This is a genomic window from Kitasatospora sp. NPDC091276 (assembly GCF_040684355.1).
Lineage (GTDB): Bacteria > Actinomycetota > Actinomycetes > Streptomycetales > Streptomycetaceae > Kitasatospora.
Genome location: NZ_JBFBFU010000024.1, coordinates 44,001 through 61,353, shown reverse-complemented (window position 1 = coordinate 61,353; position 17,353 = coordinate 44,001). Strand labels below are relative to the sequence as shown.

Below are 17,353 nucleotides of genomic sequence, written 5' to 3'. Positions count from 1 at the left end.
AGCAACACCATCCCGGTGCAGGAACACTCCCAGTTCAAGGTGGGGCAGCGCACCACGAATCAGCAGAGCGTGGACATCAGCATGGACCGTAGCGAAGACCAGCGCCTCTCCGGCCCGGCCCTTTCCAGCACGGGCCGCGTTCCCGACCAGCCGATCGAACACTCCCCCGCGATCGACGACGCCCACCAGGCGCCCACCCGCGCGCTGCCCGGCCGCCCCCCCGGCATCCGCACCGACGAGGCCGGTCTCACCGAGCGCCAGCGCCGCGTGATCGAGGTCATCCGGGACTCCGTCCAGCGCCGCGGCTACCCGCCGTCCATGCGCGAGATCGGCCAGGCCGTCGGCCTGTCCAGCACCTCCTCGGTCGCCCACCAGCTGATGGCCCTGGAGCGCAAGGGCTTCCTGCGCCGCGACCCGCACCGCCCGCGCGCCTACGAGGTCCGCGGCGTCGAGGTGGCCCGCCCGAACACCGCCGAGACGGCCGGCCGACCGTCCACCTCGTACGTGCCGCTGGTCGGCCGGATCGCCGCCGGCGGCCCGATCCTGGCCGAGCAGACGGTCGAGGACGTCTTCCCGCTGCCCCGCCAGCTGGTCGGCGAGGGCGAGCTGTTCGCGCTCACCGTGCGCGGCGACTCGATGATCGAGGCGGCCATCTGCGACGGCGACTGGGTCACCGTGCGCCGGCAGCCGGTCGCCGAGAACGGCGACATCGTGGCCGCGATGATCGACGGCGAGGCCACGGTCAAGCGGCTCAAGCGCGAGGACGGCCGGATCTGGCTGATGCCGCACAACCCGGCGTACGAGCCGATCAACGGCGACAACGCCACCATCCTGGGCAAGGTCGTCGCGGTCCTGCGCCGCCTCTGACGCCTCGCGCGCACCCAGCGGGAAGGGGCTCCACCGCGCGGTCGCGGGGAGCCCCTCCGGCGTCTCCGGGGGCTTCCGGGCCCCGCCTCGGCCCCGGGGGCGGGCTGGACGGAACCCCGGATCACCGCACCGCTCAGCCCCGCTTCACCACCGGCTTGACCGGCGGCGCCGAGGCGTCGATCGCCGCCAGCGAGCGGCGCACCTGGTTGCGGTCCGTGGTGTACCAGAACTCCGGCATCGAGGAGCGGAAGAAGCTCCCGTACCGCTTGGTCTCCACCCGCGGGTCGAGCACCGCGACCACGCCCCGGTCCTCGGCCGCGCGCACCAGCCGGCCGGCGCCCTGCGCCATCAGCAGCGCCGCGTGCGTCGCCGCGACGGCCATGAAGCCGTTCCCGCCACGCTGTTCGACGTCCTTCTGGCGGGCGCTCATCAGCGGGTCGTCCGGCCGGGGGAACGGGATGCGGTCCATCACGACCAGCTGGCAGGCCGAGCCGGGCACGTCCACGCCCTGCCAGAGCGAGAGCGTGCCGAACAGGCAGGTGGACGCGTCCGAGGCGAACTCCCGGATCAACTCGCCCAGGGTGTCCTCCCCCTGGAGCAGGATCCGGTTGTCCAGCCGCTCCCGCAGCGCCTCGGCGGCCGTCTGGGCGCCGCGCATCGAGGAGAACAGCCCCAGCGTGCGCCCGCCGGCCGCGCCGATCAGCTCCGCCAACTCGTCCAGCATGTCCGGCCGTTCGGGATCGCGGCCGGGATCTGCGAGGTGCCGGGCGACGTACAGGATGCCCTGCTTGGGGTACTTGAACGGCGAGCCGACGTCGATGCCGCGCCAGTGCGGCACCGCGTCCTCGCCGAACCCGGAACCGGAACCGGGACCGGAACCGGAACCGGAACCGGCCGAAGGATTGTCCCCGGGGGTGCGCTGGTCCGGCAGCCGGGAGTCCGAGGGCAGGCCGACGGAGGCGGCGACGCCGTTGAAGTCCCCGCCGAGCTTGAGGGTGGCCGAGGTGAGCACCACCGAGCGCTCCTTGTAGAGGCCCTCGCGCAGCAGCCCGGAGACGCTGAGCGGCGCGACCCGCAGCGAGCCGGTGCCCATGCCGAAGCGGTCGCTGCGCTCGATCCAGACCACGTCGTACTCGGAGTCCTCCAGCAGCCGCTCGGCGGTCTCGTGCAGCGACTCGGCCGAGGCCATCGCCTGCTTGCGGACGGCGTCCTCGTCGCTGAGCCCCTTGTCGCGGGTCTCGCCGAGCGAGCTGATCACCTGGCGGGCGGCGTCCCGGATCGAGGTGACCGCGTACGCCAGGTACTCGGGCAGTTCCTCGACCCGGCCGGGCTGGGCGGTCTCCATCAGGCCGTGGTAGTTCTCGGCGGCGGCCTGCAAGGCGTCCACGGCCTTCTCGTTGGCGAGCCGGGCGGCGCGCTTGACCGCCCGGTTGACCGCACCGACGGTCAGTTCGGCGGTGGCCGCGCCGGTGACCCGGTTGACCAGCTCGTGCGCCTCGTCGACGATCAGCAGCCCGTGCTCGGGCAGCACCGGCGCGCCCTCGATCGCGTCGATCGCGAGCATCGCGTGGTTGGTGACCACGACGTCGGCCAGCTTGGCCCGCTCCCGGGCCTTCTCGGCGAAGCACTCCTGCCCGTACGCGCAGCGGGTGGCGCCCAGGCACTCCTTGGAGGTGACCGCCAGCTGGGCCCAGGCCTTGTCGGAGACGCCGGGGCTGAGGTCGTCCCGGTCCCCGGTGTCGGTCTCGTCGGCCCACTCGCGCAGCCGCAGCACGTCCTGCCCGAGCTTGCTGGCGGGCCCGCCGAGCGCCTCGGCCGCGTCGAACAGGCCCTCGCCCTCGTCGCTCGGGGTGCCCTCGTTGGCCCGGTGCAGGCACAGGTAGTTGGAGCGGCCCTTGAGCATCGCGAACAGCGGGCGGCGGCGCAGCACCGGGTGCAGCGCCTCGACCGTGCGCGGCAAGTCCCGTTCGACGAGCTGGCGTTGCAGCGCCAGGGTGGCGGTGGCGACCACCACGCGGTCCCCGTGGGCGAGCGCGGGCACCAGGTAGGCGAGGGACTTCCCGGTGCCGGTGCCGGCCTGGACGAGCAGGTGCTCGGCGTTGTCGACGGCGTCGGCGACGGCCTCGGCCATCCGGACCTGACCGGGGCGCTCGACGCCGCCGACGGCCGCCACCGCGGCGTGCAGCAGGTCGGGGATGCGGGAGCGCGGAACGGCGACGGCTTCCTCGACGTCGGCGGCGGCGCCGCCGTCCTCGCCAGGGAGCTCGGTCTCGCCGGGGAGCTGGGTTTCGGAGTCGTTCGTCATGACCCTCCCAGCCTACGGGGCGGGGGTGACAATCCGGCTCCGTCGCCCGGGAAGATCCGCCTCCAGGGTCACCAGGGCGTTGGGGACGGTCCCGTACCGGGCGGCGTGCGGGCGGTGCGGGCGGTCCTGGTAGCCGTCGAGCAGCAGCCGGTTGCGGTTGAGGCAGAGCCGGTCGATCCGCGGCCGGAACAGGTCGAACAGCTCGAAGCGCTCGCCCAGGCCGGGGAAGCGGTCCTGGTAGCGGCGGATCTCGGCCCGCAGCAGGGCCCAGAACCCGGCCTCGGGCAGCCCGGTCTGCGCCTCCAGCAGCGGGGCGAGGTAGCGCAGGACGCCGATGAACAGCCCGGAGTGGAGGAACTGGCAGAGCCCCTGCGGGCCGTCCCGCAGCAGGACGTCGTCGACCTCGGCGGGCAGGTCGCGCAGTTCGGGCAGGTCCTGGTCGCTGAGGTTGACGTCGTCGACGAAGTCCTTGACCGCGAGCCGGGTCGGCGCGTCGTGCTCGTCGAAGACGACGATGGCGTTCTCGCCGTGCGGGGAGAAGACCAGCCCGTACCGGTAGAGGAAGTGCAGCAGCGGCGGCAGCACCGCGCCGAACAGCCGGCCGGTCCAGGCGGCGGGGGTGAGCCCGGAGCGGGCGATCAGTTCGGCGGCGAGCGCCCGGCCGTCGGAGCCGGTCTGCAGCAGGGCGGCCAGGGTGCGGGCGCGTTCGCCGCCGGCCAGGAAGGGGCCGAGGGGTTCGCGCCAGATCGCGCCGAGGAGTTCCTTGTACTGGTAGGGCGCCTCGGGCAGCTCGCGGTAGAGCGGGTGGTCGACGGTGACGGAGGCGATCTCGCCGAGCAGGATCACCCGGCACTCGTCGCGCAGGTACGGGTCGGCGTCGCGCAGGCCGTGGATCCAGGCGGTGACGGCGGGCGCGGCGAGGGTGCGTTCGGTGGGCAGGCCGCGCCAGACCAGGGTGTTGAGGACGGACAGCGGCAGTTTGACGGTGCAGCGCTCGGGGTGGGCGGTGTTGAAGAAGGAGCGGATGGACTGCTGGGGCAGCCGTGGGTCGCCGTCGGAGGGCAGCGGGACGATCTCGCCGGAGGCGATCCAGGGCGCGAACAGCGGGACGATCGTCTCGTCCCACTGCCAGGGGTGGACGGGCAGCAGCAGGTAGTCGTCGGCGGCCGGGCCGAGGGCGGCGCGCAGCGCGTCCGGGTCGTCGAGTTCGCGGGCGTACAGCTGCTCGGGCCGCTCCAGGCCTGGCACGCCGCGGTACTCGGCGAGCCGGCGGTGGACGGCGATCCAGGGCAGCGGGCGCGGGGTGCGGGCCTCCGGGGCCCAGCGGGCGGCGTCGGTGGCGGAGAAGCCGATCCGGCCCTTGTTGGGGACGATCCAGGGGTGGCCGTCCTGGCGGCCCTCCAGGGCGGGGTGGTCGAGGTCGGCGAGTTCGGCGGCGGTGAGCGCGGTGGCGAGCTGGTGCGCGTCGGCGGTCAGGGTGGCGGTGAGTTCGCGGATCAGGTGGCCGGTGGTCTCGCCGCGCAGGCCGAGGGCGTGCCGGGCGTGCGGGAGGAAGCGCAGCGGGTCGAGGCCGTCCGGGTCGGAGCAGCGGACCGACTCCGGGTCGACCCGCCAGCTTCCGTACGCGCCGCGGCGGGCGGTGAAGCGGTACTCGGCCTCGGGCAGCCAGAGCAGGTACTCGCCGTCGGCGGCGGCGCGGACGGGCGTGAGCAGTTCCTCGTAGGCGAACTCGCCGAGCATCTTGGCCAGCAGGGCGCGCCCGGCCCGCCGCCAGTGCCCGGCGGTCAGGTGCGGGGGCAGGTACAACGGCGGTTCAGCGGCCGACGGTTGCGGCACGGGTCAGCTCCTGGGGACGGGGGACGGTGGGGGTGCTCTCGGTGGGGGTGCCCTCGGCGGCAGCGGCGACAGCGGCGGTGCCCGCGGCGGGGACGGTCCCGGGCGGCGCGAAGCCGGTCCAGGCGGTGCGGGCGGGCAGCCGGTGGACGGTCCGGCCGGTGACGGCGTTGAGGATCACGGCGGCCCGGTGGGCGCCGAGTCCCAGGTCGGGGACGCCGACGCCGTGGGTGTGCAGTTCGGCGTTCTGGACGTAGAGGCCGCCGGTGAGTTCGGGCCGGGTGGCGACCCGGTGGTCGAGGTCGACCCGGTAGCGCCCGCCCCGGTCCCAGTCGATCAGCCGGGCGAGCGGTTCGAGCGCGGCCGGCCGGGCGGCCCGGTAGCCGGTGGCGAGCACCACGGCGTCGGTGCGCAGGACGTGTTCGGCGCCGGAGTCGCCGTGCCGGCAGTGCAGTTCGAGGCCGCCGCAGGGGCCGGGGCGGGCTTCGGTGACGGCGGTGCCGGGGGTGATGTCGACCGGGGCGGTGTCGATCGGGCGGCCGATGGTGCGTTCGTAGAGGTGGTCGTGGATCTCGGCGAGGGTTTCGGCGCTGGCGGCCTTGTGGAGTTGCCACTGGGCGGCGACCAGGGTGTCCCGGACGGGTTCGGGCAGGCTGTGGAAGTAGCGGGTGTAGTCGGGGGTGAAGTGCTCCAGGCCGAGCTTGGAGTACTCCATCGGCGCGAGCGCCCTGGTCCGGGTGAGCCAGCGCAGCCGGACGCCGTCGCCGTCGTGGCGGCGGAGCAGGTCGAGGAAGACCTCGGCGCCGGACTGCCCGCTGCCGACCACGGTGATGTCCCGGGCGCCGGCGAGGTCGCCGCGGCGGTCCAGGTAGTCGGCGGAGTGGAAGGCGCGCGGGTGACCGTCGAGGGCGGTGAAGGCCTCGGGCAGGACGGGCCGGGTGCCGACGCCGAGGGCGAGGTTGCGGACGTGCACCTCGGTCCGCCGCCCGGTCGCGGTGTCGGTCAGCTCGGCCCGGAAGTGCGGGGCTTCCCAGTGCAGGGCGGTGACCTCGGTGCCGAAGCGGCAGTTGGCGAGCCGTTCGGCGGCCCACCGGCAGTAGTGGTCGTACTCGCGGCGGGGCAGTTGGAAGCGCTCGGCGAAGTAGAACGGGAAGAGCCGGTCCTGGTCGCGCAGGTAGTTGAGGAAGGACCACGGGTTGGTCGGGTCGACGAGGGAGACCAGGTCGGCGAGGAACGGCACCTGCATCCGGGCCCCGTCCACCAGCATGCCGGGGTGCCAGCGGAACTCCGGGCGCTGGTCGCAGAAGAGCGTGCGCAGGCCGGGGACGGGCGCGGCGAGCGCGGCGAGCGAGAGGTTGAAGGGGCCGATGCCGACGCCGAGCAGGTCGTACGGCGGCTGGGGTGCTGGGGTGTCCACGGGGGTGTCCTAGGCGACGAAGGGGACGCGGGCACGGACCATCAGGGCGGCGCGCTTGTCGGGCAGGTCGAGTTCGGTGTCCAGCCGGAATCCGGCCCGTTCGAAGGCCCGGACGGAGCGCCGGTTGCGGACGTCCGGTTCGGCGACGACCCGTTCGCAGCGGGGCCGTTGCCGCAGGATCCGCTCGGCGAGGGCGGCCAGCAGGACGGCGCCGAGGCCCCGGCCGCGGCTCTCGGCGGGGCCGAGCAGGAGGTGGACGCCGGTGTCGTGCGGCCGGGCCGGGTAGTGCCGGGCGAGCGGGTCGAGGTCGGCGCGGTAGACCTCCCAGTAGCTCGTCGGGGCCCCGTCGAGCAGGCCGAGGCAGGGCACGCTGCGGCCGTCGCCGTCGAGTTGGGCCCGGAGGTGCCGTTCGGTGGCGTCGGGCGGCCCGGCGAGCTGCCAGAACGCGGCGATCTCGGGGTCGTTCATCCACCCGGCGAGCAGGTCCAGGTCGGCGGGCAACCGGACCGGGCTGAGCCGGAACTCGCCGGCCGGGGTGGGGATCGCGCCCCATTCCGGCGGGTCGTCGAGCAGGCTCATGCGCCCGCCAGCGGGTTGGGGATGTCCACGTAGACGGACTGGGTGGCGACCGGGCCGACCAGTTCGTCCAGGCCGTTGATCCGGGTGAGCAGGTTGGCCTTGCACGGCAGGGTGGGCGCGTCGAGCAGCAGCCCGGGCAGCGCCGAGCCGGTGGCGGCGGCCCGCGGGCCGGCCAGGAAACGGCGCAGCCCGGCCAGCAGCACGGTCTCGTCGGCGAGCCCCTGGCTGCCGAAGGCGCCGATCAGGCCGAGGACGTGGTTGATGCCGAGGTAGTAGGCGAAGTGGTGGTCGATCACCTCGTCGGGCAGGAAGGTGTCGCTGTGCTCGCCGAGCCCGGGCAGCCGCGCGGTGAGCCGGTCGGCGGCGCTCTCCCGGTAGTAGTAGCCCTGGTTGTCGCGGTAGCGGCCGCCGCTGGGCCAGCCGTCGGCGTCGAGCAGGACGAGGCTGTTCTGCTGGTGCGCCTCCAGGGCGATGCCGGCCGTGCCGTCCAGCCAGAGGACGGGCAGCACGACGGCGTCCAGGTAGCGCAGGAACCATTCGGCGGCGACGGTCCGCAACGGACGGCCGCAGCGGACGGCGAGCGCCCGCAGGGTGTCGCCGAGCCGGGACGGCACGGTGTCGCCGGTGCCGAGCGGCTGTTCGGCGACCAGCCCGGCGACGCACAGCGCGCGGTCGGCGGGGGCGAAGGGCTGGGCGCGCAGCACGGTGTCCAGGCCGCCCGGGTCACCGAGGGCGGGGTGATCGACGCCGATCCAGGCCGGGTCGCGGACGATGTCGAAGCCGGGGTGGGCGCGGTGCCATTCGGCGGCCAGGCCGCTCTCCAGCAGCCGGTGCACCTCCAGGCCGCGGTGGAGTTCCTTGCGCAGGTTCTCCCGGCGGGAGTTGGTGATCCGCAGGCCGAGCGAGAGCTTGAGCATCCAGGGGGTGCCGGGGCGGTAGACGGTGCGCACCGAGGAGGTGGGGTGCCAGGGTTCGCCGGCCGGGCCGAGGTCGTGCAGCAGCCCGTCGGCGAGCAGGGCGGCGACGGCCGGGCGGTGGGCGAGTTCGCGGGCCTGCCAGGGGTGCAGCGGCAGGGCGGCGGTGCCGGGCGGCAGGACGGCCTGGTCCCCGAGCAGGTCCGCGGTGATCCGGTCGGCGCTCTCGGTGAGGGCGGAGCCGGCGGCGAGCAGGTCGCGGTGGACCGCGTACCAGTGGAGTTGGAAGGAGCCGTGCAGTTCGGGCGAGTAGGCGGCGCTCTGGGCCGGGCCGAGGCCGTCGCGGCTCTTCGGGGTGGGGTGCAGCGGGTGGCCGAGCAGCAGGGACTGTTCGGCGGCGAGGAAGTGCGAGCGTTCCGGGCCGCCGGCGGGGGCGGCGGTGCGGCGGTGGGCGAGGATGTCGGCGGTGCGGACGACCGAGTCGGCGACCCGGGCGGCGAGGTCGGCGACCTGCCCGGGGTCGGGGCGGTCGGCGGCCGCGGCGGCGAGCAGCGCGGCGGTGGTGACGGCGTCCACGGGGGCGTCGGCGGTGCCCTCCCCGGCGGAGAGGACGGCTGGGCCGAACCGGTGCCAGCCGCCGGGCGACCAGTAGCGGACGGGGGCGGAGAGCCGGGCGGCGCCGCCGAGGACGGCGATCCGCAGCCGGCCGTCGGGGCCGGGGCGGGCGCCGGTCTCGCGCGTCCAGCAGCGCAGCAGGGCTTCCAGTGCGGCCTGTTCGGCGGCGACGGCGGGGTCCGGGTGCAGCAGCGGATCGGGCTCGGCCGGCCGGTCCGCGGGCAGCAGCGGGGCGGGCGGGGCTCCGGTGAGGGCGGTGCTCAAGGCTGCTCCTTGGGGCGCGTGGGGGTGCGGACGCACGGGTGGTGGAGAGGATCGGCGGGCGCTCGCACCGTCGCATCAGGTAAGGGTTACCTATCCCTGATGGGTGATCACAAGGTTGACTCACTCGTCCGGGTGAAGATCGGGGATTGTCCGCGTCCGGCAAGCGGGGCCCTGCTGGGCCGACGGACCGTCGGCGGCCACGTCACGGATCGGTGACCTCCGGTCGGGGCCGCAACCCGGGGGGTGGCCGCCGCCGTCCTGGTGACCGGTGGAAGACTCCACAGCGGCGAGTCGCCGCACGACAGCCCGATCGAGCACAGGGGGAAGCGCACACATGCCATCGATCCACCGGTCAGCCATGGCCGTCGCCCTCGTCACGGGGACGCTGCTCGCGGCGAGCGCCTGCGGGCCGGACGGCCCGGCGGGCGACGGGGGCGGCAGCGCCGCGCCGCCGCCCGCGTCCGGCACCGCCGCCCCGGGGGGCGGCGTGATCGGCGGGATCACCCTCCCGTCGGGCATCCCGACCGGTCTGCTGGAGGGCCTGCCGAAGTCCTGGGACGACCTGAAGAAGTGGAAGTTCGAGGACTGGGACTCGTGGGCGTCCAAGCACGTCTTCAACAACCCGGTGGTGAAGGACTTCTGGAACCCGGACAAGATGGGCGACTCCAAGCCCGCCGATCCGGCTCCGCCCACCGCCAAGCCGGCCGCCGACAACGGCGTGACGGACCCGGACCCGCCGGTGGTCAAGGCCGTGCCGGTGCCCCGCCCGTACACCAAGCAGCCGTCCGGGAAGGTGTTCTTCAGTGCCCAGGGCGGCCGGGGCAACTGCTCGGCGACGGTGATCACCGACCCGCAGCACCCGGGCAGGAGCAATCTGGTCTGGACGGCCGGCCACTGCGTGCACGCGGGCAAGGGCGGCGACTTCTTCAAGGACCTGGTCTTCGTGCCCGCCTACAACAACTCGGGCGCCTCCAGCGGCGGCAAGAAGGCCCCGCTATCCGAACTGGCCCCGCTGGGCACCTGGTGGGCCGACCTGGTCACCACCTCGCCGCAGTGGATGGTCGAGGGCGGCGGCACCGGTGACGCCGCGAACCAGTACGACTTCGCCGTCATGCGGGTGCACAACCAGAACGACTCCGGCAAGTCGCTGGAGGAGACGGTCGGTTCGGCCGTCCCGGTCTGGTTCGACGCCCCGCGCGACAAGGTGTCCGTCGCGGCGGTCGGCTACCCGCTCTACAAGCCGTTCGACGGCCAGGAGCTGTACAGGTGCGACGGCGGCAAGCCGACCCGGCTGTCGTTCGACGCCAAGCGCCCGTCGATGCTCACCATCGGCTGCAACATGACCCAGGGCTCCAGCGGCGGCGGCTGGTTCGCCACCATGCCGGACGGGAAGACCGCCCTGGTCAGCAACACGTCCATCGGCACCGAGGACCACACCTCGCTGAGCGGCCCGTACCTGGAGACGGTCGCCAAGCAGGCGCTGGACTGGATCTCCAAGAAGCCGTAAGCCCTTTCCGGCCGGACCGGACCAAGCCGTACGGGCGGCGGAGGCCGCCCCCGGGGGACGATGCAGCATGCCCAAGCACACCGGCCGCGGACCGCGGCGCCGATCCGGACCGACCGGCGCCGCGGTGCTCGCCGTGCTCGCGCTCGCCGCGACCGCCTGCGGGCCGGACGACTCCGGCGCCGCGGCGGCCGCGCCGCCGCCCGCCCTCCCCACCTCGGCGCCCACCAGCCTGGGCGACCTGACGGGCTGGAAGGTGGAGGACTGGGCCCGGTTCGTCTCCGGCAGCGGCTTCGCCAACGAGGTGGCCCCGGGCTTCTGGTCGACCACCCGGATGGCCGCCGCCAAGGGCCGGCCCACCCCGGAGTACCCGCTCACCGCCGCACCGGACGGCGGCCGGCCGGACGCCCCGCCCGCGGCCGCCGCGGCCACGCCGCAGCCGCACCCGTACGGCCCGGCCACCGCCGTGGTCGGCCGGCTCTTCGTCACCACGCCCCAGGGCGACGCGGCCTGCTCCGCGACGGTGGTCTCCGACCCGGCCAACCCGGGCCGCAGCAACCTCGTCTACACCGCCGCGCACTGCCTGCACGACGGCAAGGGCGGCGGCTGGCTGCGGAACATCACCTTCGTGCCCGGTTTCAACCGGGACGGCCAGGCGGCCCGCGGCAAACCGCTCACCGAGCAGCAGGCCGCGCCGTACGGCCGGTGGGTGGCGGTGCGCGCGCTGGTGTCGCCGACCTGGCTCGGGGAGGACGGCGTCGGCGCCCACCACCAGTACGACTACGGGATCATCCGGGTGCGCGGCGAGGGCGGCTCCGGCGCGTCGCTGGAGGAGGCGGTCGGCGGCTCGGTCCCGGTCTGGTTCAACGCCCCGCGCGAGCAGATCGGCTCGGCGGCCGCGTACGGCTACCCGACCGATCGGCCGTCCGACGGCCTGGAACTCTCCCGCTGCGAGTCCCCGGTCCCGCCGGCCAGGCTCTCCCCCGACCGGAGCCGCCCGCCGATGTACGTCACCGGCTGCACCGTGACCGGCGGCTCCAGCGGCGGCGGCTGGTTCATCACCAAGGACGGCAAGCCCAACCTGATCAGCGTCACCGCGATCGGCAGCCGCAACCCGCCCGGGTACCTGGCCGGCCCCTCGCTCCAGGACCAGGCGAAGCAGGCCTTCGACTACTTCGCCAAGAACGTGAAGTAGCCCGCACGCCCGCACGCCCGCACGCCCGGACAAGCCCCCGCACGGCCCCCGCACGCTCGCGCACGCGAAGGGCCCCCGCACGCTCGCGCGATGCCCAACGGCATGACGCTCGCGTCCGGGGGCCCTTCGTCGGCCCGTCGCCTCAGACCTGCAGCGCCACCGCGTAGCGCTCCAGCTCGGCGGCCAGCTCGGCCGGCACCTTGGCGTGCAGCAGCGTGCCCTCGCCGGTGTGCTCGGTGCCGAGCAGCTCGCCCTCGGCGTGCACCCGGGAGACCAGCCCGCCCTGGGTGTAGGGCACCAGGGCCCGCACCTCGATCGCCGGGCGCGGCAGCTCGTCGTCGATGAGCTTCAGCAGCTCCTCGATGCCCTCGCCGCTGCGGGCCGACACCACGATGGCGTGCGGCTCGCGGCGCAGCAGGCGCTGCAGCACGTGCGGGTCGGCGGCGTCCGCCTTGTTGATCACCACGATCTCCGGCACGTTCTGCGCGTCGACCGAGACGATGACCTCGCGGACGGCGGCCAGCTGCGTCTCCGGCTCGGGGTGCGAGCCGTCGACCACGTGCAGGATGAGGTCCGCGTCGGCGACCTCCTCCATGGTCGAGCGGAAGGCCTCGACCAGGTGGTGCGGCAGGTGCCGGACGAAGCCGACGGTGTCGGCCAGGGTGTAGAGCCGCCCGCTCGGGGTCTGGGCCCGGCGCACGGTCGGGTCCAGGGTGGCGAACAGGGAGTTCTCCACCAGGACGCCCGCCCCGGTGAGCCGGTTGAGCAGGGACGACTTGCCGGCGTTGGTGTACCCGGCGATGGCCACCGACGGCACCTGGTGGCGCTTGCGCTCCTGGCGCTTGGTGTCGCGGCCCTTCTTCATCTCGGCGATCTCGCGGCGGAGCTTCGCCATCTTCTCGCGGATCCGGCGCCGGTCGGTCTCGATCTTGGTCTCACCGGGACCACGGGTCGCCATGCCGCCGCCGGACGAGCCGGAGCCGCCACCACCCATCTGCCGGGACAGCGACTGACCCCAGCCGCGCAGGCGCGGCAGCATGTACTGCATCTGCGCGAGCGAGACCTGCGCCTTGCCCTCCCGGGACTTGGCGTGCTGGGCGAAGATGTCCAGGATCAGGGCCGTCCGGTCGACGACCTTGACCTTGACCACGTCCTCCAGGTGGATCAGCTGGCCGGGGGTGAGCTCACCGTCGCAGACCACGGTGTCGGCGCCGGTGGCCGCCACGATGTCGCGCAGTTCCTTCGCCTTGCCGGAGCCGATGTAGGTGGCCGCGTCGGGCTTGTCGCGGCGCTGGATCACGCCGTCCAGCACCTGGGAGCCGGCCGTCTCGGCGAGGGCGGCGAGCTCGGCCATCGAGTTCTCCGCCTCCTCCAGGGTGCCGTCCGTCCAGACGCCGACGAGCACCACGCGCTCCAGGCGGAGCTGGCGGTACTCGACCTCGGTGACGTCTTCGAGTTCGGTGGAGAGGCCGGCGACGCGGCGCAGGGCGGCACGCTCGCTGCGGTCGTACTGGTCGCCGTCGTAGTGGTGGCCGCGGTCCTCGTCGATGGCCGCGAGGTCCTCGTCCATGAGGGCTTCCGCCCGCAGACCGTTCAGGCGGCGCGGGGCGTCGGCGTGGTCGCGGGTGTCGGACGTGGAGGTCATTCTGTCCTTTGGTCGCTGGTGCGGATGGCCTGTGGGGACCGCCCTGTGCGGTCCCACCCGGAGTCTGCCCAGCTGCCGCCCCGGTTACCGCCGGGCGAGGTGAGCTACCCCTCAGGTCCTCGGGTGCCATCGGGGCTCCTGTGCCCTGAGAACGCCGTGGACCGGCCGTGAATTCCCCATGATGGTCCCACGCCCGGCGCGGACCGGTCATCCCCATTTTCCCCGGGGTGGCGGGCCCCGCCGGTGTCCGGGGCCTGCGGCCGGCTGACGTCGTACACCCCGGAGACCTTGAGCATCGCCCGCATCAGCGCGGGCAGCGCGGCCGGCTCGGGCAGTTCGACGGTGTAGGTGTGCCGGACCCGCAGCTCCTGCGGCGGTTCGACCTCGGCCGAGACGATGCCGACGTCCTCGGCGGAGATGGCCGCGGTGAGGTCGGCGAGCAGCCGGGGCCGGTTGAGCGCCTCGGCCCGCAGGGTGGCCCGGTGGCCGGCCGCCGGGGTGCCCTCCGGCCGCCAGCGGACCTCCAGCTCGGCGCGCCCGGCCGCGCGCATCCGCTCCCCGGCCGGGCAGCCGGTGCGGTGCACGGCGACGGCTCCGCCGCGGATCGGGTAGCCGGCCACCTCGTCCGGCGGCACGGGCGTGCAGCAGCGGGCCAGCCGGACCGGCGCCCCGGGCCGGCCGGCCACCGCGACCGGGGCCGGCCGGCGCTCGGTGGTGCGGTGCGCGGGCGGGGCGGGCTGGCCGCTGGAGGGGCCGGTGCGCACCGCCGGGAGCCGGGCCGGGTGGTCGGCGAGCCAGCGTTCGATGGCCAGCCGGGCGGCCGGGGTCCGGGCGTGCGCGAGCCACTCGGGCGCGGGCCCGGAGGGTTCGGCGGGGCGCGGTCCGTCCTCGGTGAGCACGGTTCCGGTGGGCACGGCCTCGGTGAGCACGGCGAGCAGGTCGCCGTCCTGCAGGACGGTGGAGAGCGCGGTGAGCCGGCCGTTGACCCGGGCTCCGATGCACCGGTGGCCGGTCTCCTCGCCGAGCAGGTAGGCGGCGTCCACGCAGGTGGCGCCGGCCCTCAGCTGAAGCGTTTCGCCGCTCTCCGTCACGACGGTGATCTCGCGGTCGCCGGCCAGGTCGGCGGTGAGCGCGGACCAGAAGGCGTCCGGGTCGGGCGTCTCCTGCTGCCACTCCAGCAACCGGCTGAGCCAGCCGGGCCGGGCCGGGTCGGTGCGGTCGAGTTCGTCGGCGTCCTGGACGGCGCCGGCCGGCTCCGGGTCGCCGAGCGCGACCACCCCGGTCTCGGCGACCTCGTGCATCCGCCGGGTGCGCACCAGCACCTCGACGACCGTGCCGCCGCTGAGCGCCACGGCGGTGTGCAGCGACTGGTAGAGGTTGAACTTGGGGGCGGCGACGAAGTCCTTGAACTCGCCGGGCAGCGGCGTCCAGCAGGTGTGCAGCTCGCCGAGCACGGCGTAGCAGTCGGCGTTCTCCTCGACGACCACCAGCAGCCGCCCGAAGTCGGCGGGCTGCGGCCCCTGCGGCCGCCCGTCCGGGCCGGGCGCGGCGGCCCGCTTGAGCAGCACCCGGTGCAGCGACACGCAGTGCCGGGGCCGGACGGTGACCTCGGCGGCCACCCCGGTCTCGGACAGCTGGCGGGCCAACAGCCGGGCGAAGGGGGCCAGCAGGGTGTCCGGCTCGCCCTCGTGACCGGCCATCAGGGCCCGGGTGCGGGCGTGCTCCTCGGGGTGCAGGGTGGCGAAGACGATGTCCTCCAGCTCCGCCTTGAGCACCTGGATGCCGAGCCGTTCGGCCAGCGGGATCAGCACGTCCCGGGTGACCTTGGCGATCCGCACCTGACTGGCCGGTTTCATGTGCCGGATGGTGCGCATGTTGTGCAGCCGGTCGGCGAGCTTGATCACCATCACCCGGACGTCGTCTCCGGTGGCGACCAGCATCTTGCGGAAGGTCTCGGCCTCGGCGGCGGCGCCGAAGTCGACCTTCTCCAGTTTCGTCACCCCGTCGACCAGGTAGGCGACTTCGGGCCCGAAGCCGGCGCTCACCTGATCGAGCGTCAATTCGGTGTCCTCGACGGTGTCGTGGAGCAGCGAGGCGACCAAGGTGGTTGTCCCCGCGCCGAGTTGGGCCAGGATCATGGTGACGGCGAGCGGGTGGGTGATGTACGGCCCGCCGCTCTTGCGCTTCTGGCCCCGGTGGCTGGCCTCGGCGAGCCGGTAGGCCCGGGCGAGCAGGCCGAGGTCGGCCTGCGGATGGTGCTCGCGGTGGACTCGGACGAGCGGTTCGAGGGCGTCCGGGACGGGCGGCCGGCCGGTGGCCAGCAGGGCGGCCCGCCCGGCCCGGCCGAGCGCGGCCCGGCCGAGCTCCCCCAGGGGCCGCCTGGCCCCGGCTTGCCGTGCGGACGTCGGCTGCCCCGTCAGGGACTGCCCGGCTTCGATGGTCATCGGCGCACCTCCGGCAGCGATCACCGGCCGCCACCCCGCCGAGGGGCGCCTTCCCGGTGGTCCATGCTACCGAGCAGAGCACGTTCCGCGATGCCTTGCTTCCCGTCCGCGACACGCGTCACTCGAACGGGCGGATTCACCACCGCGCGAAATGGGCAAACCGGGCCGTCAGCTGTCCGAGCCGCGCCCCAGGCGTGTCAGACCCGCCCCAGTTCGGCCCACCAGCGGGCGTCGATCTCGCCGGCGGCCACGATGACCGCCGGGCCGGTCTTCTCGATCCGGCCGTCCGGGTGCTCGGTGATGACCAGTCGGCCGCCCGGCACGTCCACGGTGTAGGTGGCCGGCTCGCCGGTGACCGCCGGGTCGACGCCGTCCCGGCGGATGGCGGCCACCGCGACGGCGCAGGTGCCGGTCCCGCAGGAGCGGGTCTCGCCGGAGCCGCGCTCGTACACCCGCATGGCGACGTGCCGCGGCCCGCGGTCCACCACGAACTCGACGTTCACGCCTTCCGGGTAGGCCCCTTCGGGGCTGGTCAGCGGCGCGGACAGCAGGTCCCCGGCGTGGTCGAGGCTGTCCACGAAGGCCACCGCGTGCGGATTGCCCATGTTGACGTTCAGCGCGGGCCAGCGCCGCGCGCCGACCGCGACCTCGACGCCGTCCGGCCCGGGCAGCCGGGCCCGGCCCATGTCGACGGTGACCTCGCCGGGCGTCCCGTCCCCGGCGTCCTCGGCGACCCGCACCGTCCGCACCCCGGCGCGGGTGGCGACCGCGAACTCGCCGGGCTCGGCCAGGCCGGCCTCGACCAGGTAGCGGGCGAAGACCCGCACGCCGTTGCCGCACATCTCGGCGATGCTGCCGTCGGAGTTGCGGTAGTCCATGAACCACTCGGCCCGGTCGGCCTGGTCCGCGGCGGCCGGCTCGGCGGCGGAGCGCACCACGCGCAGCAGCCCGTCCCCGCCGATGCCGGCCCTCCGGTCGCACAGCGCGGCGACGGCCGCGGGGCCGATCTCCAGCGCGCCGTCCGGGTCCGGGACGATGACGAAGTCGTTCTGGGTGCCGTGCCCCTTGAAGAAGGGGACGCCGACCGGCTGCGGGGAGGATGCGCTCACCCTCCCGATGGTACTGAACGGGCGCACCGGCCACCCGGGCGGTCCAGCCGGTGGATCGGCGCGGACAGCAGGGGGGCCGACACCGGCAGCCGACGGATCAGCGCAGGTAGGCGACCCGCCAGACGGCCAGCGCACAGGCCACCAGCGCGATCAGGGTGTAGAGCGCGATCGCCTTCCAGCCGGCCCGCTGCCCGGAGCCGCGGCGCGGCAGGCCCGGCCACTTGTACCCGGCGTGCCGGGCGGCCATCGCCCCCCAGCCGACCGAGGCGGCGGTGAGCAGCAGCCCGAGCATGCCGACCATGGTGGCGCGCGCGCCGGCCGAGCCGAAGGCGAGCGGGAAGGCGAACATCAGCGAGCCGAGGATGCCCAGCAGGGCGATCGGCAGGGTCTGCCACCAGCGGAGCCGGCGCAGCGGTCGGATCTCCCGCTCGTGCACCGCGCCGGCCGGGGTGCGGGTGTCCAGGGCCGGCAGTGCCACCGCGTAGGAGGTGGGCGCCTCCAGGCCGGTCAGCACGGGGAGGTCACCCATCGTCGACTCGTCGACCGGTGCGGTGACGCTCCCGCTCTGGCCGGGTTCGGGGCCGGTACCCGTCGACACGCGGCCTCCCCTGACAGTTCGACACGAGCGGACTCGCGGTCGGGCACGGTCGGCCCGCGCGGCC

The 17,353-nt window shown here is 74.6% G+C and carries 12 protein-coding genes; 3 read left to right on the top strand and 9 right to left on the bottom strand.

The features are described 5' to 3' along the window. Nucleotides 1–153 precede the first annotated feature (153 nt). Complete coding sequence (lexA, locus tag AB0O19_RS27295; protein WP_244293672.1) at nucleotides 154–867, top strand: transcriptional repressor LexA; 714 nt, start codon at nucleotides 154–156, stop codon at nucleotides 865–867. Between the two features lie 133 nt (nucleotides 868–1,000). Here the strand turns inward: lexA and AB0O19_RS27290 are convergent, their stop codons facing one another. Genes AB0O19_RS27290 through AB0O19_RS27270 form a run of 5 tightly spaced genes read right to left on the bottom strand, consistent with a single transcriptional unit; the run spans nucleotide 1,001 to nucleotide 8,794 of the window. Continuing rightward, nucleotides 1,001–3,172, bottom strand: a complete 2,172-nt coding sequence (locus tag AB0O19_RS27290) for an ATP-dependent DNA helicase (protein ID WP_363623208.1) — start codon at nucleotides 3,170–3,172, stop codon at nucleotides 1,001–1,003. 12 nt (nucleotides 3,173–3,184) lie between these two features. After that, on the bottom strand, nucleotides 3,185–4,978 hold the full coding sequence (locus AB0O19_RS27285; protein ID WP_363623278.1) for an IucA/IucC family siderophore biosynthesis protein: 1,794 nt from the start codon (nucleotides 4,976–4,978) through the stop codon (nucleotides 3,185–3,187). A 7-nt stretch (nucleotides 4,979–4,985) separates the two neighbouring features. Further along, a complete protein-coding gene (locus AB0O19_RS27280) occupies nucleotides 4,986–6,422 on the bottom strand; it encodes a SidA/IucD/PvdA family monooxygenase (RefSeq protein WP_363623206.1) in 1,437 nt (478 codons plus the stop codon). 9 nt (nucleotides 6,423–6,431) lie between these two features. Beyond that, nucleotides 6,432–7,001: a GNAT family N-acetyltransferase gene (locus tag AB0O19_RS27275; RefSeq protein WP_363623204.1), complete on the bottom strand. Its 570-nt coding sequence runs from the start codon at nucleotides 6,999–7,001 to the stop codon at nucleotides 6,432–6,434. After that, nucleotides 6,998–8,794 carry an IucA/IucC family protein gene (locus tag AB0O19_RS27270; protein WP_363623202.1) on the bottom strand — a complete coding sequence of 599 codons (1,797 nt, stop codon included), beginning with the start codon at nucleotides 8,792–8,794 and terminating at the stop codon, nucleotides 6,998–7,000. The genes AB0O19_RS27275 and AB0O19_RS27270 overlap by 4 nt, the downstream gene beginning before the upstream one ends. 334 nt (nucleotides 8,795–9,128) lie before the next feature. On the opposite strand from AB0O19_RS27270, the gene AB0O19_RS27265 reads away from it, so the two are divergent. After that, nucleotides 9,129–10,301 (top strand): hypothetical protein, encoded by a 1,173-nt coding sequence (locus AB0O19_RS27265; RefSeq protein ID WP_363623200.1) that lies wholly within the window; start codon nucleotides 9,129–9,131, stop codon nucleotides 10,299–10,301. A gap of 67 nt (nucleotides 10,302–10,368) precedes the next feature. Then, nucleotides 10,369–11,493, top strand: coding sequence for a hypothetical protein (locus AB0O19_RS27260; RefSeq protein WP_363623198.1), 1,125 nt, complete (start codon nucleotides 10,369–10,371; stop codon nucleotides 11,491–11,493). A gap of 142 nt (nucleotides 11,494–11,635) precedes the next feature. Here the strand turns inward: AB0O19_RS27260 and hflX are convergent, their stop codons facing one another. The 4 genes from hflX to AB0O19_RS27240 all read right to left on the bottom strand — a co-directional run bounded on the left by hflX (nucleotide 11,636) and on the right by AB0O19_RS27240 (nucleotide 17,289). Continuing rightward, nucleotides 11,636–13,138 carry a GTPase HflX gene (hflX, locus tag AB0O19_RS27255; RefSeq protein ID WP_363623196.1) on the bottom strand — a complete coding sequence of 501 codons (1,503 nt, stop codon included), beginning with the start codon at nucleotides 13,136–13,138 and terminating at the stop codon, nucleotides 11,636–11,638. A gap of 104 nt (nucleotides 13,139–13,242) precedes the next feature. Then, nucleotides 13,243–15,582 carry an HD domain-containing protein gene (locus AB0O19_RS27250; RefSeq protein ID WP_363623194.1) on the bottom strand — a complete coding sequence of 780 codons (2,340 nt, stop codon included), beginning with the start codon at nucleotides 15,580–15,582 and terminating at the stop codon, nucleotides 13,243–13,245. A 197-nt stretch (nucleotides 15,583–15,779) separates the two neighbouring features. Then, nucleotides 15,780–16,691: a diaminopimelate epimerase gene (dapF, locus tag AB0O19_RS27245; RefSeq protein ID WP_363584569.1), complete on the bottom strand. Its 912-nt coding sequence runs from the start codon at nucleotides 16,689–16,691 to the stop codon at nucleotides 15,780–15,782. A 97-nt stretch (nucleotides 16,692–16,788) separates the two neighbouring features. Continuing rightward, nucleotides 16,789–17,289: a hypothetical protein gene (locus tag AB0O19_RS27240; RefSeq protein ID WP_363623192.1), complete on the bottom strand. Its 501-nt coding sequence runs from the start codon at nucleotides 17,287–17,289 to the stop codon at nucleotides 16,789–16,791. Between the last annotated feature and the right edge of the window lie 64 nt (nucleotides 17,290–17,353).